At 65.8% G+C, this 22,120-nt stretch carries 22 protein-coding genes and 1 rRNA gene; 18 read left to right on the top strand and 5 right to left on the bottom strand.

What is annotated here, in order from left to right; genetic code table 11:
- Positions 1-52 precede the first annotated feature (52 nt).
- The 9 genes from rrf (at position 53) to K1X41_RS08365 (ending at position 7,425) form a co-directional block, all read left to right on the top strand.
- Positions 53-169 (top strand): 5S ribosomal RNA (gene rrf / locus K1X41_RS08405).
- A gap of 267 nt (positions 170-436) precedes the next feature.
- Positions 437-1,822: a glycine--tRNA ligase gene (locus K1X41_RS08400; protein ID WP_133617914.1), complete on the top strand. Its 1,386-nt coding sequence runs from the start codon at positions 437-439 to the stop codon at positions 1,820-1,822.
- 198 nt (positions 1,823-2,020) lie between these two features.
- Positions 2,021-3,268 carry a CPBP family intramembrane glutamic endopeptidase gene (locus K1X41_RS08395; RefSeq protein WP_220174373.1) on the top strand — a complete coding sequence of 416 codons (1,248 nt, stop codon included), beginning with the start codon at positions 2,021-2,023 and terminating at the stop codon, positions 3,266-3,268.
- 1 nt (position 3,269) lies between these two features.
- Positions 3,270-4,679 carry a hypothetical protein gene (locus tag K1X41_RS08390; RefSeq protein ID WP_220174372.1) on the top strand — a complete coding sequence of 470 codons (1,410 nt, stop codon included), beginning with the start codon at positions 3,270-3,272 and terminating at the stop codon, positions 4,677-4,679.
- A gap of 97 nt (positions 4,680-4,776) precedes the next feature.
- Positions 4,777-5,211, top strand: a complete 435-nt coding sequence (locus K1X41_RS15545) for a YtxH domain-containing protein (protein ID WP_258566390.1) — start codon at positions 4,777-4,779, stop codon at positions 5,209-5,211.
- Positions 5,208-5,759 (top strand): phage holin family protein, encoded by a 552-nt coding sequence (locus tag K1X41_RS08380; RefSeq protein ID WP_220174371.1) that lies wholly within the window; start codon positions 5,208-5,210, stop codon positions 5,757-5,759. The genes K1X41_RS15545 and K1X41_RS08380 overlap by 4 nt, the downstream gene beginning before the upstream one ends.
- The gene (locus K1X41_RS08375) at positions 5,756-6,016 is read left to right on the top strand and encodes a DUF3618 domain-containing protein (protein ID WP_132206845.1); all 261 of its coding nucleotides are present in this window, start codon (positions 5,756-5,758) and stop codon (positions 6,014-6,016) included. Before K1X41_RS08380 ends, K1X41_RS08375 begins: the two co-directional genes overlap by 4 nt.
- 188 nt (positions 6,017-6,204) lie before the next feature.
- Positions 6,205-6,996, top strand: coding sequence for a uroporphyrinogen-III synthase (locus tag K1X41_RS08370; protein ID WP_132206844.1), 792 nt, complete (start codon positions 6,205-6,207; stop codon positions 6,994-6,996).
- Positions 6,997-6,999: 3 nt separating this feature from the next.
- On the top strand, positions 7,000-7,425 hold the full coding sequence (locus K1X41_RS08365; protein ID WP_132206843.1) for a hypothetical protein: 426 nt from the start codon (positions 7,000-7,002) through the stop codon (positions 7,423-7,425).
- Positions 7,426-7,514: 89 nt separating this feature from the next.
- Here K1X41_RS08365 and K1X41_RS08360 read toward each other — a convergent pair whose 3' ends face one another.
- The 3 genes from K1X41_RS08360 to K1X41_RS08350 form a co-directional block, all read right to left on the bottom strand.
- Positions 7,515-8,090, bottom strand: a complete 576-nt coding sequence (locus K1X41_RS08360; RefSeq protein ID WP_220174370.1) for a nitroreductase family protein — start codon at positions 8,088-8,090, stop codon at positions 7,515-7,517.
- A 145-nt stretch (positions 8,091-8,235) separates the two neighbouring features.
- A complete protein-coding gene (locus K1X41_RS08355) occupies positions 8,236-9,150 on the bottom strand; it encodes an AEC family transporter (protein ID WP_243642996.1) in 915 nt (304 codons plus the stop codon).
- A gap of 8 nt (positions 9,151-9,158) precedes the next feature.
- The gene (locus K1X41_RS08350) at positions 9,159-9,857 is read right to left on the bottom strand and encodes a TetR/AcrR family transcriptional regulator (protein ID WP_220174369.1); all 699 of its coding nucleotides are present in this window, start codon (positions 9,855-9,857) and stop codon (positions 9,159-9,161) included.
- A gap of 316 nt (positions 9,858-10,173) precedes the next feature.
- Here K1X41_RS08350 and K1X41_RS15540 point away from each other — a divergent pair, with 316 nt between their 5' ends.
- Both K1X41_RS15540 and K1X41_RS08340 read left to right on the top strand, forming a co-directional pair.
- Positions 10,174-11,601, top strand: a complete 1,428-nt coding sequence (locus K1X41_RS15540) for an amidohydrolase family protein (RefSeq protein ID WP_463674517.1) — start codon at positions 10,174-10,176, stop codon at positions 11,599-11,601.
- Positions 11,602-11,733: 132 nt separating this feature from the next.
- Positions 11,734-13,113 carry a TRAP transporter large permease subunit gene (locus K1X41_RS08340; protein WP_132206839.1) on the top strand — a complete coding sequence of 460 codons (1,380 nt, stop codon included), beginning with the start codon at positions 11,734-11,736 and terminating at the stop codon, positions 13,111-13,113.
- 44 nt (positions 13,114-13,157) lie between these two features.
- Here the strand turns inward: K1X41_RS08340 and K1X41_RS08335 are convergent, their stop codons facing one another.
- Positions 13,158-14,045, bottom strand: coding sequence for a MurR/RpiR family transcriptional regulator (locus K1X41_RS08335; RefSeq protein WP_132206838.1), 888 nt, complete (start codon positions 14,043-14,045; stop codon positions 13,158-13,160).
- A 99-nt stretch (positions 14,046-14,144) separates the two neighbouring features.
- Here K1X41_RS08335 and K1X41_RS08330 point away from each other — a divergent pair, with 99 nt between their 5' ends.
- The 6 genes from K1X41_RS08330 to K1X41_RS08305 are packed head-to-tail and all read left to right on the top strand — an operon-like array spanning position 14,145 to position 20,500.
- On the top strand, positions 14,145-15,344 hold the full coding sequence (locus K1X41_RS08330) for a C45 family autoproteolytic acyltransferase/hydolase (protein WP_165875706.1): 1,200 nt from the start codon (positions 14,145-14,147) through the stop codon (positions 15,342-15,344).
- A gap of 56 nt (positions 15,345-15,400) precedes the next feature.
- Positions 15,401-17,053, top strand: a complete 1,653-nt coding sequence (locus K1X41_RS08325) for an ABC transporter substrate-binding protein (RefSeq protein ID WP_132206836.1) — start codon at positions 15,401-15,403, stop codon at positions 17,051-17,053.
- A 3-nt stretch (positions 17,054-17,056) separates the two neighbouring features.
- Complete coding sequence (locus K1X41_RS08320; RefSeq protein ID WP_132206835.1) at positions 17,057-18,010, top strand: ABC transporter permease; 954 nt, start codon at positions 17,057-17,059, stop codon at positions 18,008-18,010.
- A complete protein-coding gene (locus K1X41_RS08315; RefSeq protein ID WP_132206834.1) occupies positions 18,007-18,864 on the top strand; it encodes an ABC transporter permease in 858 nt (285 codons plus the stop codon). Before K1X41_RS08320 ends, K1X41_RS08315 begins: the two co-directional genes overlap by 4 nt.
- Entirely contained in the window at positions 18,864-19,658 is a 795-nt protein-coding gene (locus tag K1X41_RS08310; RefSeq protein ID WP_220174368.1) for an ABC transporter ATP-binding protein, read from the top strand. Before K1X41_RS08315 ends, K1X41_RS08310 begins: the two co-directional genes overlap by 1 nt.
- Entirely contained in the window at positions 19,655-20,500 is an 846-nt protein-coding gene (locus K1X41_RS08305) for an ABC transporter ATP-binding protein (protein WP_220174367.1), read from the top strand. Before K1X41_RS08310 ends, K1X41_RS08305 begins: the two co-directional genes overlap by 4 nt.
- A 23-nt stretch (positions 20,501-20,523) precedes the next feature.
- On the opposite strand, the gene K1X41_RS08300 is transcribed toward K1X41_RS08305, so the two are convergent.
- Entirely contained in the window at positions 20,524-21,444 is a 921-nt protein-coding gene (locus tag K1X41_RS08300; protein ID WP_258566388.1) for a LysR family transcriptional regulator ArgP, read from the bottom strand.
- A 60-nt stretch (positions 21,445-21,504) separates the two neighbouring features.
- On the opposite strand from K1X41_RS08300, the gene lysE reads away from it, so the two are divergent.
- Positions 21,505-22,119 carry an L-lysine exporter gene (gene lysE / locus K1X41_RS08295; protein WP_220174366.1) on the top strand — a complete coding sequence of 205 codons (615 nt, stop codon included), beginning with the start codon at positions 21,505-21,507 and terminating at the stop codon, positions 22,117-22,119.
- Position 22,120 lies beyond the last annotated feature (1 nt).

Genomic DNA, 22,120 nt, shown 5'->3' with positions numbered 1-22,120 from the left:
ATGGGCGGTTGAACCGTTCGTGGGGGTGGTGTGGTTGACAAGTTGATAGAGTTACGGCGGCTATAGCGTCAGGGAAACGCCCGGTCACATTCCGAACCCGGAAGCTAAGACTGACTGCGCCGATGGTACTGCACTCGGGAGGGTGTGGGAGAGTAGGACACCGCCGGACACCTTTTAGAAAGGCCTCAGAAGAACACGCACCAGTGATGGTGGGTGTCTCTTCTGGGGCTTTTCGCATTTTAGGCACCCAACCCCCGTGCCACACCAGCTCGCCGCGGGCGCCCCACCGGGGGCCCAGCGTGCGCCGCACTGGGGTGCCCCACACCCGAGCCACACTCCAATCAGGAGCCTCGCGCGAACGCGAGTAGACTGATCGGATGCCGGCTTGAGCCGGTTCCCAAGATCCCCACTTGCACCTTGGAGTGATACAAGAATTATGGCTGAACAGTCCCGCCTTGATAAGGTCATCGCCCTTGCCCGCCACCGCGGCTTCGTCTTCCAGGCGGGTGAGATCTACGGCGGATCCCGCTCTGCATGGGACTACGGCCCCCTTGGAACCGCGCTGAAGGAGAACATCAAGCGCCAGTGGTGGAAGACCATGGTGCAAAAGCGTGATGACGTTGTGGGTATCGACTCCAGCGTGATCCTCCCGAAGCGCGTGTGGGAAGCCTCCGGACACGTTGAGGTATTCAGCGACCCTCTCGTCGAGTGCCTGCAGTGCCACAAGCGCTACCGCGAGGACCACCTCATTGAGGAGTTCGAAGAGAAGAAGGGCCGTGCGCCGAAGGACGGCCTTGCCGAGATCGTCTGCGTGAACTGCGGCACCCGCGGACAGTGGACTGAGCCGCGCGCCTTCTCGGGCCTCCTGAAGACCTATCTCGGGCCGGTGGACGACGAGGCGGGGATGCACTACCTGCGCCCCGAAACGGCGCAGGGCATCTTCGTGAACTTCGCAAACGTGCTCCAGGCCGCACGCATGAAGCCGCCGTTTGGCATTGGCCAGATTGGGAAGAGCTTCCGCAACGAGATCACTCCGGGCAACTTCATTTTCCGCACTCGTGAGTTTGAGCAGATGGAGATGGAGTTCTTCGTTGAGCCCGGCACAGACGAGGAGTGGCAAGAGTACTGGATGGCCGAACGCATGCGCTGGTACACCGATCTGGGTATCGACGCGGACAACCTGCGCTTCTTCGAGCACCCGAAAGAAAAGCTGTCGCACTACTCGAAGCGCACTGCAGACATTGAGTACCGCTTCGGCTTCACCGGAAGCGAGTGGGGCGAGCTCGAGGGTATCGCGAACCGCACGAACTTCGACCTCACCACACACTCGGAGCACTCGGGCAAGGATCTCGCATTCTTCGATCAGACGAAGAACGAGCGCTACACCCCGTATGTCATCGAGCCCGCTGCTGGCCTGACCCGTTCACTCATGGCGTTCCTCGTCGATGCATACCGCGAAGAGGACGTGCCGAATGCGAAGGGCGGCACTGATAAGCGCACGCTCCTCGCACTCGATCCTCGTCTCGCTCCCGTGAAGGTCGCCGTGCTTCCGCTGAGCCGCAATGAGGCCCTTTCGCCTGCGGCGCGCGAAATCGCCCAGGAACTTCGCGAGGACTGGAACGTCGACTTCGACGATTCGGGTGCAATCGGCCGTCGCTACCGTCGCCAGGACGAGATCGGTACGCCGTTCTGTGTCACGGTCGATTTCGACTCGCTCGACGACAACGCGGTAACCGTGCGTGAGCGCGACACGATGCAGCAGGAGCGTGTACCCCGCGCCGAGCTGCACGCCTACCTCGCTGCGCGCCTCCGCGGCGCGTAGTTCATCGTCGTTTCAACGACGCACGCCCCGAGTCTGGTCTCTGGCTCGGGGCGTGCGTGCGTTGGAGGAAGCATAGGCGGGAGCGAACGGTGACGAGCGCCCCGGCTATGTGTGTTTTGGCAGCCTCGCGGCCTGTGCGGGATCACGGTGTGGGAGTGTGAACGGGAGCTGCTCAGCGCGAGATGAAAGAATAGATGCATGACGAGCATCGGCCCGGATCCCACCGCCCAGCCTGAGCCAGGGAATCCTGCTGCGCAGGTTCCGCCACCTCCCGAGCAGCTTCCCCAGCAACCCGCTCAGCCACTGCCCGGCCAGCCGGCGCCTGCCCACCCCACCGCCCCACCGCAGTGGGCATGGGCACAGCAGCCCGTGCAGATGCGCACCGTGGAAACGGAGCCGCTGGAGTATCACCGGCTCCTGCGTGGCACGCAGAACTACCGCTGGTGGAAGCCGCTGCTGCTCCTGCTGATCTCCGGCGCCTACTTCGGAATCCTGACAGTGCTCGTATCCGTGCTGTTTGTGCCGATCATGCTCGTGTTCGATCCGAACTATGCCATGGACGTCACTACGGGCGCTTCGGAGATGCTCGACACGCAGCGACCCGTTTCGATCCTGCTCAGCATGGTTTCGATCATCATTATGATTCCCGCAGTGCTCCTGGGCATGCTCACACTCGGCATGCGCCCCATTGCCCGGGTCTGGTCGGTTGCCACACGCATCCGGTGGGGGTTCCTCGGTCGACTGTTCGGTGCTGCCGTGCTCGCGGTGATCGTGATGAACGCGGCAGGGATCGGCTTCGATTTCCTCCTGAACCCCACTGCGTTCACCGAGCCAGCTGGCGACGCAGCGAGAGACTTTGACGTCAATGCCGCCCTGCTGTCCTTGCTGTTTATCGTGATCCTGGTGCCGTTCCAGGCCACCGCAGAAGAGGTGGTGTTCCGCGGCCTGTTTATGCAGGTGATCGGCTCTTGGCTGAAGAATCCCTGGTTCGCGATCCTCATTCCCTCGGTCGCGTTTGCGCTTGGCCACATCTACGACATCTGGGGTCTCACCGCCGTCGGGCTCATGGGCGCTGTCGCCGCGTGGCTGACCTGGCGCACGGGTGGCCTCGAGGCCGCGATCGCAATTCACATCGTCAACAATCTGGTCGCCTTCGGCTTCATGACAGCTGGTGTCGGCGGCGAGACCGCACAGACCGCTGAGGGTGCGGGCCCCGGAAGCTTGGTGGGCGAAGTTGCCGGGCTCGCGGTCTTCATCTGGCTCGCACTGCGGATCTTTAGGCGGGGAGGGCATGGTCGGAGCCGGATCGATCTGATCCAGGTAGCGGCGCCGTCTGGGGCACTCCCCGGAGGAGCGGAGCCGGGCCAGACACCCTTCGGCGAGACGTCATCGGTGTTGCCGGGCGCAACGAGCCCGGACTCTGACGCGCGAGAGGGCCGCAACTAGCATGGTCGATGTCGTTGTCCTGGGCGATAGCCTGCCAGAACTCGCGTCGGCGCTTGAGCTCGCTGAGGTCGGTCTGTCGGTCCGCATCTATCCGCATATGCGGGAAGATGACCGGGCTGACCCGCGCGATGCCGACGGAGTGCGGGATCCTGACGGGAGCTTGCGTTCGTTCCTCGCGCACGTAGCGACTCCCATCGGTGGTGCCGGAGCGCCAGAGAACGGATCCAGCCCCGGATTCACAGAGCTGCCCCCGCCCCCGCCGCTGCTGCAGAACGCACAGGGGGAATGGCTGCCGCAACCGCAGCCCGCAGTGTTCGGGATCCCCGCCGTGCCATTGTCGAGCGCGTCGCTCGCGCTCTTGGGCGGCGGTGCTGCATTCCGCGCGGCATTGGATCGGATCCGCCCGGTCTTGACGATTGGCAAAACGCACGAGTTCGGCGAACTGGTGCGCAACCGCATGGGTGGCGGCGTGCTCGAGCGCCTCGTTGAGCCACTCACCCGGGAGGCGTACGGCGTGCCCGCCGCTGATGTCGACGTAGCGATCATTGCGCCCGGCCTGAACGAAGCGCTTACGCGCATGGGCTCGCTCTCAGGCGCCGCGCTTGACTACGCGGAGCGGAATGTTGCACGTGAAACTCGCGTAGCTCCCTCCGTCGGGTGGGGTGAGCTGCGCACGGCGCTGCTGCGGCGCCTGGGGCTCTACGCCGTCGAGTTCGCCGAGTCCCCCGCAGGTATTGTGACCGCAACGGAGACTGGGTGGACCGTGGCGACAGGCGCCGCAGCGGCTTCGGGATCGCTGCATCCGGAGGAATCAGGGCCCCAGCCCACTGCGGGAGTTCAGACACCAGAGCAGGCCACCACCGCGCGTGCGATTGTCCGAGGCGCCGCAGCGAGCGGCCACGCACCACAAGACCCGGAGCTCAGTGGGCTACTGGGAGGCGCTCGCCGTATCTGCGGACGGGTGGCCGTGGCGCAACCCGCCTTCCCCTCGACGCACCCAGAGGGCCCAGGGGTGCGGGGAGTGCAAGTGGGGGATGGGTCTTCATGGACCGTTCGCTTTGCTCCCGCTGGTGCAGGGTGGCAGGCCATCGTTTCCGGACCCGCTGCGCAGGGTCTCGCGACGACCGAGGCCGCACGCAGTGCCGCGGAAGCGTGGGTCAAAGACGCTGCAATCGCCGCCGGGGCAAGTTTGATCGAAGGCACAGCTGAAGTATCAATGCCGTTTGCGCCATATGTGACGATCGAGCAGCGCGATGCAGCGCAGGGCCAGCTCTCGGCCTGGGCTGATGCCCGGCCCGGCCAGATCCCGACTGGGGGAGCGCTGCACGGGGGAGACCTGGCTGCGGCAATCGCGGATGCGCGAGCGCGCGCGATTCAGCTGCGGAGGCACCTGACTGGCATTACAGACTAGAGCGAAATCGATCGCTATATAACCGAATCGGTATGCAGAGTGCGACGAGCCGGAGTAGGCTACTCGTGAGTACCGGACGTTATCGGCTGGAGGCAGTATGAAAGGCAAGATCGCATTCGTTCTTGGCGCGGCCGTTGGCTACGTCTTGGGCACACGGGCGGGCCGCGAGCGATACGAGCAGATCAAGCGAGGCGCGCAGTCCGTGTGGAACACGGAGCCAGTGCAACGCGGGGTTGGCGTGGTTCGCACGGCCGCGCAGGGGCGCGTCGACGAGTTGAAGGCCACTGTGGTCCGCGCTGGCAAGGGTGCGGTTTCCGCCCTCATGCGCGAGTCTCCTGCGCCCGCGCAGGCACCAACACCGCCGCAGCAACAGGCTGCTGAAGGAGTTGCTGCAGCCGCAGAGGGCGTGGTCGCTGCGGCTGAGGGGCTCGCGGCGGCAGTGCAGGATTCAGCTGGCACCCCGCGTGCGGCATCCTCGAAACGCGCGAGTGGGGCGCAACGCTCATCCGCCGGGAGTGACGGTACGGCATGATGCGCAAGAAGGACCAAGCTGGCACATTTGAACTGCTGTCCCGCCTCCCACAGCAGGTTGTTTCGCTCGCAAAGATCGAGTACGAGAACGCCAAGCAGGAGGTCGCCAGCAAAGCAAAGAAGGCTGGGATCGGCGCTGGCGCGATCACGGTCGCATTGTTCTTTGTGTTCTTCATGCTGCAGGCGCTGGTCGTCGCAGCCATCGCTGCCCTCGCGCTGGTGTGGCCGTGGTGGCTTGCGGCGCTCGTAGTGGCAGCCGGACTGCTGGTACTGGCAGCAGCTGCGGTCCTTGCGGGAGTCATGTTGATCAAGCGAGGGAACCCGGTGCCAGAGCAAGCGCTCGGCCGGGTCGGTGATGACGTTGCTGCGCTTGGCGAGGTGCGCTTCAACGCGGAGACCGCGATGCCGCGACCAGGGGCAGGCCCCGCGCGTCCCGCGGGTGCCGCAGGCGGCTCACACACCACCGAGGGCTTCGGCGCTCCCGGTGCCACCGGATCCGTGCGACACCACCGGATGCCACAGGCTGGCGAAGAGGGGAACTGGCGATGAGCGCGAAAGATCGTGAGCAGGGCGTCGCTGAGGCTCAGCATGCACGTGCAGAGTTGTATGACACGCTCTCGCAGTTGCAGAACCGGCTCAATTACGCGCAGCGCATCGACGATTCGGTCGCGGATGCGAAGCGCAGGATCGCGGAGGAGAAGGAGCAGAATCCGCTCCGTTTCATCGCGGGAGTTGCCGGAGTCGCGGCCGTCGCGGGCCTGGTTGTGTGGGGAATCGCGCGTTCGGTCGCAAAACGCTTCCCCTGAGGGGTGCAAAGCCCCGTAGAGTGAGGTCACAGTTCCATTGCGTTCTGTCCCGTGGAGGCGTTCATTTTGCTTCCGCGGGGCCTCAGCGTAAGAATAGGGGCAACGGTTTTCCGTAGCAGTGACCAGCTCCAGGTCCTCGAGTGACTATTGAGTTGGTCTTTTCTTGTTGTTTCGAGTGAGTGGGGTCTATGTCGTCTGAGGCGAAACCGCTCAGTGGCCTGCGGGTACTTATTCCCCGCGGTGGCACGTGGGGGGATTTAGTTTCGAAGGCGCTGCGTGAGCAGGGGGCTCACACCGTCACCGCGCCGCTAGTTGATTTTGCCCATACCAGCGAAGAAGACCAGTTGGTCGATGCGCTCAAACGTCTGGAGTCTGGCGAGTTCGATTGGATGACCGCGACAAGCTCGACGGTTGCTGACGTACTCACGCACCACAATGCCGTGATTCCCGCTGAAACGAACGTCGCCATCGTGGGAGAGGCCACGGCTGTGGCGTTCCGTGATGCGGGGTACCACATCACCCGCACCCCTGAGCGGGAGAACAGCACGCACGCGCTGCTCGAAGAATGGTCGGAGATCGACACGGGTGACGTGCTGAAGGTGCTCACGCTGCGCTCCGATGTTGCGATCCCCGTGCTCACCGAGGGACTGATCGATCGCGGGCACGACGTCACACAGGTGCTGGCGTTCCGCACTGTCGGAGTGCCAGCTTCGGTGCATATCCGCGAAGACATCGAGTCCGGCCGGATCAACGCTCTGCTCGTCGCTTCCGCAAAGATCGCGGAGGAGGTCGCTGCACAGTTCCCGCAGCTCCCAGAGAACACGATCGTGGCCTGCGTTGGCGTCAACACGCTTGAGGTCGCAGCCGCTCTCGGACTGCCCGCTGACGCGGACGACCCGACGCACGGTGATTACCGTCTGAAGCGAGCCTTGATCGAGTCGGTCGAGTCAGTCATTGACCAGAGCGACATGCTGGACTGATCGATGGCGCGCGTAGAGGTACACCGCGACCGCGTGGTCATTCGGCTCACGAATGCTGAGCGGGTGGCCTCGCTGCGGCGTCGCGATATCACGCTGGATCGCGCGGCAATCACGTCCGCGGTGATCACCGATGATCCTTGGGTGTGGTTGCGCGGTGTGCGCTCTCCCGGCACCCACATCCCGGGGGCGCTCGCCTCTGGTACGTGGCGAAGCTTCGCAGGGCGCGATTTCGTGCTCGCCCGCAAGGGCCGCGAAGCAGTCGTGATCGACCTCGAAACCTCGCAGGACGCAGCGGAAGATCGCGGCTGGGTGGGCGAATACGACCCGTTCGCGCGCGTGATCCTATCGACCACACACGCAGCAGAACTTGTGCGTGCGCTGCGGCTCGACGACGGTGAGGGCGGGATCACCGTCGATACCGACCGCTAGGGAGTGGGCGACACTCACCTCGGTTCGGCCCGCAAACACCACGGGGGACCCGCAGCTACTGCTGCGCGTCCCCCGTGGTGTTCATCGCGTTAGTCGCGTGCGAAGAAGAGCTCTTCGAGCTCAATTCGGCTGCGCGGTGCTACCTCGCGCTCGCGCAATGGTTCAGGCAGCTGATCAGCGGAACCGAGGGCACCGATCACCATGACCGAAATGGGGCGGAAGCGAGGGTCGATGCCGAACGCGGCGCTGATCGCGTCGCGGTCAAACCCACCCATCTGGTGTACGAAGAGCCCCTCGGCGTGTGCCTGCACGCTGAGGTGGGCGACAGCCTGACCCAGATCGTACTCGGCCCACGGCTGTGCGTCGCCTGCAGCGTTCGTGACCTCTGCGACGTTCACGACGAGCGCGGCGGCGCTGCCTGCCCATGCGCGGTTGAATCCGGCGAGGGTGTCCTCAATCTTGGCGAAGTTCTCAGTGCCGCGGCGGGCAAGAATGAATCGCCATGGCTGCGTGTTGCTGGCGCTCGGTGCCCAGCGGGCCGCTTCGAAGACGCCACGGAGGGCGTTCGCGGGAAGTGTGTGGTCTGCATCGAATGCGCGGGGGCTCCAGCGCTCGGCGAGGGTGTCGAGGACGGGGGCACTAGTTTGTGCGGTGCGCGGGCTCACGGTGTTCTCCTTGGTGCTGGGATACGGCTTGCGGGCCCGGCTGCGCCGTGGTCCGAGGAGGTACAACGCGGAGGCGCATGCACTATTCCCGAGGGCTGCGTGCGGCCCCTGGGCGGCGCTGCGCCCTGACTTGCTGCAGCACCATCTAGGTCCCGCTGAGCACCCACGCGATACATGCGATCACGGGGAGTGACGCGAAGGTGGTGAGGAACACCGTGTCGCGCACCATCGTCTCAGCGCGGCGATAGGTGGCTGCGTAGTTGTAGACGTTCTGTGCGGTCGGAAGCGCGGCGATCGTTGTGGCAACGAACACCTCGTGTGCAGAGAGCCCGAAAGCGGTGGCGAGCAGCCATGCGACCGCAGGCATCACGAGCACCTTCAGCCCGGCAGCGGCGAACACGGCAGCGCGGCCCGTCCCGGCCTGCAGCGCACGCTGTCCGCGCAGCGACATGCCAAAGCTGAGCAGCACCATCGGGATCGCTGCTGCGCCGAGCATCTCGATCGGGCCCAGCACCAACTCGGGGATGGGCACGCGCACGAGTGCCACCAGGAGGCCGACGACAGACGCAAGAATGATCGGGTTTGATGCCGCGCGGCCGAGTGCCACGAGTGCGCCGCGTTGATTCCCGCGGGTCGTCTCGAGGATCGCGAGCACGGCTGGCGCGAACACCACGAGTTGCACGAGGAGGAGCGGTGCGACGTACGCAGCATCGCCCAGAATGTAGACGGCGACGGGAAGTCCGAGGTTGTTGGAGTTTACGTACCCGGCGCACGTTGCCCCGAGCGTGGTGCCAGCGAGGTCGCGGCGAAACCAGAGCCGTGAGGCGAGTACGAACCCGCCTGCGACGAGCACGGCCGCGAGGCTCGTGACCAGAATCACGGGTGACAGGATGATGGCCGGATCGCTGTCGTGCAGCACCGAGAACAGGAGCGCTGGCGTCGCGACGAAAAATGCGACGTTGTTGAGCACTCGCCGCTGTTCACCTTCAACGACGCGAAATCTGGCCGCGAGGTAGCCAGCACCGATGATCCCGAGGATCAGAGCGAAGCCTTGCAGCACACCGAGCACTAGACGCCCGATTCGGTGGGGCCGGACACTGTGGCAGCGGTTCCGGCTGCCCGCAATCCGGCCACGAGCGCCGCGAGCCCGAACTCAAACGTTTCGGTGGCCGCCGAGCGGCCGTGGGTGCGCAGCTGAGCGCGGGCTGCTTCCTCAGCGCTGGTGAGGTGCGGGGTGCGATCGGGCGCACTGACCGGGCGGAGGTTGTCCTCCGGCGTGAGCGAGTCGAGCGCCGATCCGATGATGAACGATTCGAGCGCGACGATCGCGGGGACGATCCGGTGTTCCGGGTAGCCGTCGCGGTGCATGGCGCGAGCGATCCGCTCATAGTCGAGCATTGACTCGGGTTCGTCGGCGACGGGTAGTGTCGCGAGCGCGGCGACGATCCCCGGGTGAGCGCCAAAGGTGACCCGGTACGTGCGTGCCCAGGGAATGATGGCTTCGTGCCAGGGCAAGGTATCGAACCCGTGGTCACCCACACGCGAGGTGAGCTGTCCACGCATTCCCGCAATGAGTTCGTCCTTGCCAGCGAAGTAGTGGTGCAGCGCAGAGGGGCGCACGCCGAGGCTGCGGGCGAGCGCTGCGAGTGTGAAATCGCCTCCGCGCACGTCGGCGAGTGCGAAGGCGGCAGCGAGGATCCGCTCGCGCGACAGCACCGCGGTCCGGGGTCGCCCTGCCGAGCGGTGGGCGTCGGGCGCCGTCGTCATGGAACTCCCTCGTGCAGCGGAGCTTGCAGTCGTTATTGAATCTGCGTAAATTAAGGGTGCTCCGCGTCTCCATCGAGGATACGCGGTGTCATGAACTCTGGGAGGACACCGTGGCGGAACTGAAGGCCGACTTGATCATCGCGAGCGCGCGCGTGCACACGATGGTCGCCGGTGACGAGAACACCGCACCGCGCTCGATTGCCATCGCAGATGGCCGTGTCCTCGCTGTCGGCTCGGACGATGACATTGCTGAGGCATTCCGGGGCCCGCAGACCCGGGTCGATGATGGCGCCGGTGCGACGGTCACCCCGGCCTCATCGACGCGCACCTGCACCCGATTCAGGGCGTCGAACTCTGTCAGGGCGCCGATCTCGGGGCCGTCCGTGATCTGCGGGATCTCCGCAACGCTCTCAGCGCCGAGACTGCCCGAGTCCGGGAGCGCGGCGGTGACGGTTGGGTCCGCGCCTGGAACCTCGACTACGCTGCCTTCGACGGTGCGACTCTCAGCTCACACCTGATCGACGAGGCCGTGGACGGCATGCCAGCGTTGCTCTTCTTTTTCGACTTTCACACGGCGATCGCGAGTACGGAGGCGCTGCGCCGCTCCGGGATCACGGGCGCACGAGCATTTGAGGACAGCTCCGAGATTATCGTTGACGCGTCAGGCGCCCCCACGGGAGAGTTGCGCGAGGACAGCGCATATCAGCCGATCCTCGAGGTCGCGCCGAAGCCGAGTCGCGCGGAGACGCTCGAGTCAGCCCGCGCAACGTTCGCCAAGATGCGTCGCTCCGGACTCACTGGCGGCACCATCATGGACGGCAACTCCGAGACGCTCGACCTGCTCGAAGCGCTGGACACGACTGGTCTGGGGCTCCCCGTGCGGATCGTGAGCGCGATGGATGTCAAGCCGACGTACACTTCCGAGCAGCGTGCCGCGATCAGGAACCAGCGCGATCGCGCTGGCGCACGTTGGCGCGGCGGCGTGATCAAGCTCTATGCCGACGGTGTGATCGATACGGGGGCCGGGTGGCTCTACGAGGCAGACACTGACGGGGACGGGCTGGCCGGATTTTGGCCGGATCAGACGGACTTTGTCGCGGCGGTGCAGGAATTCACCGCAGCCGGCTTCCAGATCGCGACGCATGCGATTGGAGATCGCGCGGTCGGCGAGACGATTACCGCGTACGAGGGTGTCGGCGCCCGATCGCGCGCTGGGATCCCGCACCGCATTGAACACCTCGAGACCCTCGACCCGCGCGACGTCGCGCGACTCGCCGCCGCGGGGATCACCGCCCGATGCAACTGCCGCACCTGCAGTGGCGGATTGCTGACGGGAGCGATGAGTGGGCGCGTCGGCTTGGCCCGCAGCGCGCCGCTCGCGGATGGAATGCTGCCAGCGTGCTGGCTGCTGGCGCTCCACTTGCGCTCGGCTCCGACTGGCCGATCGCCGATCTGGACGCCCGGTTTGGCCTCGCCTGGGCGATGCTGCGCCGAGCTCCAGGCGCGCGCGATGCGTTCGTGTATGAGCCGGAACAGCGACTCAGCGCGGCGCAGGCGCTGCACGGCTACACCAGAGGGGCAGCGCTCGCGCAGGGCGACGATGATCTGGGAATCATCCGTCCTGGCGCGCGCGGACCTCGCGGTGTGGGCCGAGGATCCGCTGACCGTGCCGGGCGATGATCTCGCCGAGCTGCCGGTCATTGCCACCTACCTGGACGGACTGCACACCTCGCACGCCGCCTAGCGCGGGCTGACCCACCGCACCCAGCTCGCAGTCGTGATCCGGCACCGCGAGCTGAGGCGCTTCTCGTCCGCCACACTATCCACCCACTTCCACCCCCTGAGCGGCGCTGCCGCCGCCCCTTGAAAGGCCACCGTGGTCCAAAACACTGCACTGGCGTTGCTGCCAGTCCTCACCGTCCTGCTGGTCTCGGTGCTCACCAAGCGCGCCTTGCTCGGCCTCCTCGCAGGCACCGTCGTCGGTGCTGTGCTCCTGGGCGGGTGGGGGTTCTTTGACACCCTCGTCGGCACATTCGGAGCCTCACTCACGAATGAGACCGTGCACTGGCTCGTGCTCGTTGTCGTACTGTTCGGGATTCTGATCGCGTATTTCAACGCCTCGGGTGCAGTGAACGATTTCGCTCGCTGGACTGAGCGTTTCGTGAACTCGCGCCGCAAGTCGCTGCTGCTCACGTGGCTGCTGACCGTGGCCCTGTTCATCGATGACTACCTCAACGCGCTGACCGTCGGCACGTCAATGAAGCGCGTCACCGACCGTTACAACGTGCCCCGCACGATGGTGGGCTCGATTGTGAAGCTCACGAGTGCACCGATCGCCGTCATCATTCCGTTCTCTACCTGGGCCGTGTTCTTCTCTGCGCTGCTGGAGCAGGACGGCGTCACCGTCAATGGTTCCGGGTTCGGGGCGTATCTCTCCGGGCTCCCCTATGTGTTCTTCGGCTGGTTCGCGCTCGCAATCGGCCTGCTGCTCGCTCTCGGTCTCCTCCCGCTCGTGGGTCCGCTGAAGCGCGCCCAGGAGCTCGCTGATCGCACGGGTGATCCGTTGCCGGAGGGGCTGAGCCCGGAGGAGCGCGCATTCGAGCTGGCGGAGGACGGGAAGGACAGTACGCGTCCGCTTCCCTTCAACTTCCTGATCCCGATCGTCGTGCTCGTGCTCGTCACGATCCTCACCGAGGTCGACATCGTGAAGGGTGCGGCCGCTGCTGTGGTGGTCGCGATCATTCTCTACGTTGCGCAGCGCCGGCTCACGCTCAAGGGGGTGCTGGATCACGCCTTCGAAGGCATCACGAGCATGGGCTACGTGATGGTGCTGTTCGTTCTCGCGTTCATGGTGCAGCAGATCAACATGGATCTGCAGCTGGCTGACTGGGTGATCGGCGCGACTGAGCCCGTGATGTCCGGCGCACTGCTGCCGGCAATCGTGTTCCTAGTGTGCGGAGTGTATGCGTATGCGACCGGGGCATTTTGGGATCTCGCCGCTGTGATTACGCCGGTCGTGCTGCCGCTGGCGATCGCGGTCGGCGTGGATCCGGTGCTTGCGGGCACCGCGGTGTTCTCCGGAGCTGCGCTCGGATCCACCACCTGTCTCTATGGTGACGGGATCATTCTCGCGTCGAAGTCCGTTGGCGTGAAGCCGCTGAACCTGATGCTGTCGATCCTGCCCTACGCGGGGCTCGCGGCGGCGCTGTCATTCATCGCGTACCTCATCGCTGGATACGTGTCGTTCAACGCGTAGCGGGGTACTGGCGCGGGGGTGCGTGCCCCCGCGCCAGACACACACTAGTACCCCAGTTGGCCCCTGAGCTCATTGAGTTCCTGGGACACTCGCAGCGCGGTGTCTGGCCCCACGGCGACGATCCCCTGCACGAGCACATCCGCGATGAGGATCCCAATGAGCCCCTCTGCGGTAATGCCGGTGGGAGTGTGCGGTGCCGAGAGGACCGCTGTGACTCGACTGGCGAGTGATTCGCGGAGCTCATCTGTGATCAGCAGTACCTTGGCTCCCACCCGCTGCGCGCGATCTAGCAGCGCTTCGATGTCGCGCGTCACGCGGCCCGGTGCGAAGATCACCACGGCGTCGTGCGCGCCCAGCTCGAGCAGCTCGTCAGCAAGCCGGAAACCGTCGACCGCCAGCCGCCTCGTTGCGACGCCAGTGCGGCGCAGCCGGAGGGACAGGTGATCCGCGGCAATGCCAGATGCGCCGAGGCCGTAACTGTACACCGTGCGCGCGTGGATCAGGACGTCGATCGCTGCTGAGTAGTCGGCGTCGGAGTTGCCTTGTGCGCCGAGCGCGATCAGCGACTCGGCCTCACGCCACACTTCCTGCTGGATCGTGGCGAGATTCTGCCCTAGGAACTCGATGCGCTGTCGGAGTCGAACCTCTGGCGCGACCGCCGAGGTGAAGGGCGCCGCGACCTCCTGCTTCAGCTCGGAGAGGCCAGCGTAGCCGAGCGACTGCAGCGTGCGGATCACGGTGGCGTTTGAGGTCTTCGATTCGGCGCCGAGCTCCGCAGCGCTCGCGTAGAGCAGATGCTCGGCCGAGTTCCCGGTGAGGATCCCGCACACGGCGCGTTCGGCTTTCGAGAGCTCGTCCCAACGCTGCGCGATCCGCGACCGAAGCCGCACCAGCGCGGGATTCTCGGTATCGGTTGTTACAAAAGCTTCCATGTGTGTATCATCCATTTTGTGGGGCGCTATTCTTGTAATAGCTGTTCCAAGCATCATGCCCCGTCAAGGAGTCCCGCGCAAGGCCGAAGGAGACCGCTAGTGAGTGTCACCCCCATCCGCACGATCGAGATCAGCGGCACCCCGCGCGAGCGCGGCCGCCAGTACGGCGCCGCCGCTGCCGATCTCATCGAGCGCGCGATCGGCTACTACGAGGCGGCCCTCACACAGCAAACCGGTATGAGCTGGGCCGCGATTACCGATTCGGTGAAGCGCTGGTTGCCAGTGTGCGAGGCACACGCCCCTCACCTCGTCGAGGAGATGCGTGGGATCGCAGACGGATCAGGGCGCAGCTTCGCCGAGATCCTCACCCTGAACGTGCGCGGGGAGTTCGTCTACAACCACCAGGCGAGCCAGACCACGGCACCGGTGCAGGCAGAAGCTGACGACGAGCGCGATCCGGCAGACGGCTGCACCTCGTTCTTCCTCACCGGAACGGCCTCGGGCACCGGCCATACGCTTGTCGGCCAGAACTGGGACTGGCGCACGCTCACCGCCGACACCACGCTGATCGTGCGTGTGGTGCAGGATCCGCTTCCCACGGTCATCCTGCAGGTGGAGGCTGGGCAGGTGGGCCGCCACGGGGCCAACTCCGCGGGGATTGCGCTCAACGCCAACGGTCTCGGGGGCAGCTTCGGCAACGAGATTGGGCTGCCGCAGACGCTCATCCGCCGCCTCGTGCTCGATCACTCAGACCTCAACCTCGCGCTGAAGACCCTCGTCAAGATCCGGCCACACATCGCGAGCAATGCACTCCTCGCGCACCGCAGCGGCTTCGGGATCGACCTCGAGACCACGCCTGACGGTGTCGACTGGTTGTACCCGGAGGGCGGGCTGCTGGCACACACGAACCACTTCCAGGCGTCCGTCCCGCCGCAGCTGGCCGGCCGGTATCGGCCAGTCTCGGCGGACTCCCTGCTCCGCCTGCCGCGCGTCACACAGGGGCTCGCGCGCGTTGCCGACGCCCAAACGAGCCAGGAGAGCTACGATCTCGTGCGTGCTGCGATGTCGGATCACCTCGGCTACCCAGAGGGGGTCTGCACGCACCCCAGCGCGGACGCACCCGAACTGAAGCGCTGGTCGACGCTGCTCTCCAGCTGCGTTGACCTCACCACAGGCGATTACCTCGTCGCGGCAGGCTTCCCGTGCGAGACGGAGTACCAGCTGCTGCCCTGGAACATCTACGACGGACCAGCCTTCGCCGATCCGGCGCCCAGCTTCGCGGTCGCAGCGACTGCGTAGCCCCCAGACTCACACCTGCACCACCATTCACCCCAACGCAAGGAGGCGTCACACACATGAGAGCTCACCGGCATTCCGCCCGTACCCTCACCCTCGCCGCGAGCGCTGTCACCCTGACGGCACTCGTGCTCACCGGCTGCGCGACCGGCTCCCCGGACAGCGGCGACACCGCGGGAGCCGAGGTGCCGTTCGGCCCCAGCACCCCAGCGGCGTCCGGCCCGCTCGACACGGTCACCTGGATGCTCGGCGGCGAGCCGACAACGCTTGACGCTGACGTCGACGCGACGACGGCCGACGATACCGTGCTCGCCAATGTCTGCGACCGCCTCATGCAGGTGCAGCCGGATCTCACGCTCGGTGAGGGGATCGCGGAGTCCGCCGAGTGGATCGATGACACGCACGTCGTATTCACGATCCGCCAGGGCGCCCAGTTCCACGATGGCAGCCCACTCACCACCGCGGACGTGCTGTGGAGCATGCAGCGGCACGCCGAGGAGGGCGCGGCCGAGTCTGATGAGTACGCGAACGTTGTCGACATGCAGCAGACGGCGGAGAACCAGATCACGGTCACCACGAGCCAGCCGGACGCGATCTTTGTGCAAGCGATGGCCGGCGATGGCGGCATCGTCTGGAACCCGCGCGTGATCGAGGAGGCAGGCGATTCCTTCGGCAAGCCGGGCAGCCCTTCGGCCTGCAGTGGCCCCTACGAGGTCACCTCCTGGGATGCAGGATCGCAGCTCACCATTACCAAGACCGACACCTACTGGAACCCGGAGCGCGCCGGCCAGGTCGAGGAGGTGGTGTTCCGCTGGGCAGACGAGTCCGCGATCGTCAACAGCATCACGACCGGCGAGGCGCAGGGCGCATTCCTGGAGAATGCCGCTGGCGCAAAGGCCTTCCTCGGCAGCGACAGCGTCGGGGTATTCCAGGGGCCGTCCACGAACGCGTGGGTGCTAGAGACCACGGCGAAGGGCGCGCTCACCGATGTGCGGCTGCGTCAGGCACTCTCGCTCGCGCTCAATCGCGAGGGCATCGCGCAGTCGGCATTTGCCGGGCTCGCTGAGCCGTGGAAGACCCCCGTCGGTACGGGGGCGTGGGGCTACGAGCAGGAGGCCTTCCAGACGGCCTACGACGCACTCGAGGGCGCACCGGCTGAACCGAGCGACGAGGACCTCACCGCAGCGAAGGCCCTCGTGAAGGAGGCTGGAGCGCCATCAGAGCCGATCGTGGTCGCCTCGAACGGCTCCTCTGCGCACAATGTGATCGCGAGCGCGCTGGTCGACGCAGCAGGCAAGATCGGGCTGCAGGCAGAGATCCTGACCGTGCCAGCCGTGCAGTACGGCGATCTCTACACCGATGAAGCGCTGCGCAACCAGGCTGACCTGTGGCCAGACGAGTACTACATCTCGAAGAACGACCCCATCGGCTTCTACAAGAACGGCAAGTCCGACGCGAGCGTCAACTTCGCCGGGTTCGCTGACCCTGAATACGACACGCTCGTCGCCGAGGGGTACGCGGCGACCGACGACGCGGAGCGCGCACAGATCGCGATCGAGTTGCAGGCCAAGTGGGTCGAGAATGCCGTGTGGCTGCCTGTTGTTGCCACACCAGCGACGCTCGTGATGTCGGGCGACGTGACCGGAGTGCCGTCATCCGCGGCGTTCATCTACTACCCGTGGGCAGCCGATCTCGGCAGCACGAAGGGCTAAACCATGCCGCACGCAATCCGAAAGCTCGCCGGCATGCTCGTCACGCTGGTGATCGCCTCCTTCATCATCTTCGCCGCAATGTATGCGGCACCAGGCGACCCCGTGACGTTCCTCATCGGGAACCCGGAGAATATGACCCCGGAGCGGATTGCGAGCGTCCGGGCCCAGTACCACCTGGATCAGCCGCTGCTGGCGCAGTACTGGCACTGGGCCTCCGGCGTGCTCACCGGCAACTTCGGTGAGTCGTTCAAATACCACCAGCCGGTCGCAGACATCATGGCGGCGCGTGTTCCCACAACGCTGTCGCTTGTGGCCTACGCGTCCGTCCTGCTGACCGTGTTCGGGATCGGCCTCGGCGTGCTCGCCGCGGTACGCCGCCGTACCGCGGTCGATTCTCTCGTGGTGAGCGGCACCACGCTCGCCGCGAGTATCCCGTCGTTTGTGCTCGGGATCGCACTCGTCGCCCTGTTCTCGGTGCAGCTGCGCTGGTTCCCGGTCGCCGGCATCGGCGGCCCAGGCTTCGGCGAACGGCTGTTCCACCTCACCCTGCCAGCGCTGACCCTCGCGATCACCGCACTTGCGATCGTCAGTCGCGTCACGCGTCAGACCATGATCGAGCAGTTCACCTCAGAACACGTCGAGGCTGCGCGGGCGACCGGGCTCCGCGAGCGCTTCATCGTGCGCGATCATGTGCTGCGGAACGCGTGGGGCCCGATCATCACGATGGTCGCCCTCGTCATCGCGTCGATGATCGCGGGCACCGTCGCCGTAGAGACCGTGTTCGGGCTCTCGGGCGTTGGGTCGCTGCTGGTCGACGCGATCAACACCCACGATTTCCCCGTGGTCCAGGCCGTGCTGCTGTTCATGGTGGTGGCCTACATGGTGGTCACCACAGTGGTCGACCTCCTCCTCCCCGTCCTTGATCCCCGAATCTCAGGGAAGGTGGCCCCCCGATGACCGCGCTGCTCCCACCCCGGCTTCGGAAGAAACCGGCGAAGCCAACAACTCCGTTCGGATTCTGGCTCGCCGCGGGCTTCCTCGCCATCGTGATCCTCGTTGCGCTGCTCGCCGGGTGGCTTGCTCCGTACCAGCAGGATGAGATCGACTTCACGGCGCTGTGGGGATCCCCCTCGGCCAGCCACTTGCTCGGCACTGACCAGATGGGCCGGGATCTGCTCTCCCGCGTGATGCTCGGCACCGCGGACACGCTGATCGGCCCGGTCGTGCTGCTCCTGATCGCGACGGTGCTCGGCATCACGATTGGCATGCTCGCCGCATGGCGCGGTGGCTGGGTCGATACCTTGCTCGCACGCGTCACCGACGTCATGTTCGCCTTCCCCGGCCTGCTCTTTGTCGTGCTCGTGATCTCGGTGTTCGGCAAAGGGCCCGTCACCGCGATCGTCGCGCTCGCCCTGGCGTACACCCCGGTGATTGCCAAGTTCGTGCGCAGCCTCGCGCTCAGCGAGATCTCGAAGGCGTACATCGATGCGTACCGCACCCAGGGGATGAGCGGCCTTGCCATCTGCGTGCGCGGCGTGGTGCCGAACCTGCTGCCGCCGCTCGTGGGCTATCTCGTCGTGTTGTTCGGCGAGGCGTTGATGAGTATCGCAACGCTGAGCTTCCTCGGCTTCGGCGCGCAGCCGCCCAGCTCGGAGTGGGGCCTGATGGTGCAGGAAGGGCAGGCCGGGATCGTGCAGGGCCATTTCCTGCCGACGCTGATCCCAGGCGCCGCGATCGCGCTTGTTGTCATCGCCGTCAACGTTGTTGGCGTGCGCGTTGCCGACCGCCTGCTGGCACGGAAGGAGCACTGATGCTGCTCGAACTCACTGACCTGCACCTCAGCTTCAGCTCCCCTGCGGGGCCAGTTCCCGTGCTGCGGGGGATCAGCCTGGCGGTCGGGCCGGGCGAACTCGTCGGCCTCGTCGGAGAGTCGGGCTCGGGCAAATCGACAACAGTGCGGGCCGCACTGCGGCTCTACGGTGATGAGGCAACGCTTGCCGGCAGCGCCGTGATCGACGGCACCGAAATGATCGGGGCTGGCCCTGAGACGCTCCGGCGGGTGCGTGCCGCAGACACCGCATTGATCCAACAGGATCCGCGTGCCGCGCTGAATCCGGTACGCAGGATCGGCGACTCGCTGACCGAACGGCTGGTGCGCGTGCACGGCCGTCCGCAGGGCGAGGCGAACGCGACCGTACGCGAGCTGCTTGCTGCAGTCGGTCTGTCGCAGCCCGAGCGGCGCATGCGGCAGTACCCGCACGAGCTCTCCGGCGGAATGCTGCAGCGCGTGGTGATCGCGGGTGCGCTCAGCACGCAGCCGAAGCTGATCCTGGCGGATGAGGCGACGAGCGCACTTGATGTCACCACGCAGGCCGAGGTGATCGCGATCATGCAGCGTCAGATCCGAGAGCGGGGGCTCGGAGTGCTGTTCATCACGCATGATCTGCACCTCGCCGCCGCGATCTGCGACCGGGTGCACGTGCTGCAGCGCGGCGAGATCGTGGAGTCGCTCGCCGGGCAGCGGCTGTTCGAAGACGCCGCGCACGAGTACACGCGCTCGCTTATTGACGCGGCGCCCACGATGACCAGGAGGGCACAGCCATGACGCTCGTGCAGGCAGATCAGCTCCACCGCGTATTTCGGATGGGGCGCGGTGCAGAAGACGTGACCGCGGTGAACCGGGTGTCGTTCGCGATCGAGCGCGGGGAGTCGTTGGGGCTCGTCGGCGAGTCTGGCTCGGGCAAGTCCACGATCGCGCGCATCCTCGTCGGGCTGGAGCGGCCTGACGCGGGTGCGCTCACGGTCGGCGGACAGGATCAGCTCGCCCGTCCGCGGGGCCGTGCTGCGCGGCTGGCGCGCGCGAGGGCCGTGCAGATGGTGTTCCAGGATCCCAACGGCTCACTGGATCGCCGGCTCTCCGTAGCTGAGACGCTGGTACGGGCGATGCGGTTGCACGGGATCGCGAGCACCGCTGCTGAGGCGCGAATCCGCACGCTTGCATTGCTGGATCGCGTGGGGCTGACCGAGCGGCACGCCGCTGCGAAGCCGCACGAGCTTTCCGGTGGACAGCGGCAGCGCGTCGCCATCGCGCGGGCACTCGCCGTAGAACCTGAGCTGCTGGTGCTCGATGAGGCGGTCTCCGCGCTCGATGTGTCCGTACAGGCTCAGGTGCTCGATCTGCTGTCCGAGATTCGGCGCGATACCGGGGTTGGCTACCTGTTCGTGAGCCACGATCTCGCAGTGGTCGAGGAGGTCTGTGAGCGGGTGCTCGTGCTGTACCGCGGCACCGTGGTCGAGGAGGGGCCGACCGAGCAAGTGCTCAGCGCCCCGCAGCACGCGTACACGCAGTTGCTGATCTCCTCGACACCAGGGCCTGGCTGGGATCCCGAGCGTGTGGTTCGTGACAGGATCACGTTCACGCAGGCGATCGCGCTCGACGCGCTGTAATACCGGCGCTACCCTGGGGCGGGTCAGCCCAGGGCAGCGCCGGCCTCGTCTGCAATGATCTGCGAGAGCGCGTCCAACACAGGGGAGCGGAGCTTCCACCGCTGCCAGTAGAGCGGGAGTTCGATGGCAGCGCCGGGTGCGAGATCGACCATGCGCCCCTCCGCGATCGGCACGGTGCACTGTCGTTCAGGCAGCATGCCCCACCCCATGCCGAGTTCGACCGCGTGGGCGAACTCTGCTGACGACGGGATGAAGTGGCGCGGTGGTCTCACTTCTGCCCGCGTGATCTTGCGGAGGAATCGTTGCTGAAATGCGTCATGGCGATCGAAGTCGACCGATGGTGCGCGCCTGAGTGCCTCAGCCGTGAGCCCGCAGGGGAAGTGCTCGGCGGCGAAGGAGGGGCTCGCGACCGCGTGATAGTGATCGGTGCCGATCCGAGTGGAGGTGCACCCGGGAACGGGCTCGCTGGTTGAGGTGAGCGCTGCCATGACCGCTCCGCGGCGCAACTTCTCAGTCGAGATCGTCTCGTCCGCGCGCAACACCTCGAAGCGTGCGCCCGTTTCACGTGCCGCGCGAGCAAGGGCCGGGACGAACCAGGTGGCGAGTGAATCAGCGTTCACCACGATCGGAATCAGCGAGCCGGCCTCTGGGGCGGTGCCGAGTTCAGCACCCACGTCGTCCGTGATCCTTGCGATCTGCCGCGCCGCCCGGAGCACGGCGGCCCCTGCCTCGGTCACGCTGACCGGGCGGGTGCGTTGCACGAGCACGGATCCTGCGCGTTCCTCCAGTGCACGCACGCGCTGGCTCACGGCTGAAGGGGTCACGTGCAGCTTGCGCGCCGCCCCTTCGAAGCTGCCCTCGTCGATCACGGCAGTGAACGTCGCGAGGTGTTCGACCGGGAGATCCATCGTGCACCCTCCAGTGAAGAAATTCTTATGTTGCATGAAAATATACAGGCACGCTCAACTTGGGGCGCGCGGGTGGCACCCCGTAGCGTCGACAGCATGATTGTTCCTCTGCTCATCGGGGCCGGCAGCGGCCTCTCCTTGATCGTCGCCATCGGTGCGCAAAACGCGTTCGTGCTGCGGCAAGGGATCCGGCGCGAACACGTGCTCCCTGTGGTGCTGATCTGCGGTCTCACGGATGCGCTGCTCGAAACACTGGGGGTCGTCGGGATCGGCTACGTGATCGAGCGCGCGCCTCTCGTGCTCGAGATCGTACGCTGGGGCGGCGTCGCTTTTCTGCTGTGGTACGCGTGGTCGGCTGCGCGGCGGGCCATGCGGCCACAGGTGCTCGTCGCGGATGGTGAGACGGAGAGCTCACTGAAGAAGACGATCCTTGCATGCCTCGCCATCACCTATCTCAACCCACATGTGTACCTCGACACCGTGGTGTTGATGGGATCGATCGGCAACGCGCAGGGCGATCCAGGGAAGTGGTGGTTCGCGGCAGGCGGTGCAATAGCGAGCATCGCTTGGTTCTTCGTGCTCGGCTACGGAGCTCGCGCCCTGACCCGGTTCTTTGCGACACCGCGGTCCTGGCAGATCCTTGACGGCGTTGTGGCCGTCGTGATGCTCGTGATCGCGGCGCGCCTGGTGTTCGGCGGGATCGGGGTCTAGC

The sequence above is a fragment of the Leucobacter luti genome (assembly GCF_019464495.1).
Taxonomy (GTDB): domain Bacteria; phylum Actinomycetota; class Actinomycetes; order Actinomycetales; family Microbacteriaceae; genus Leucobacter; species Leucobacter luti_A.
This window is presented reverse-complemented; position numbering and strand designations above follow the sequence as displayed.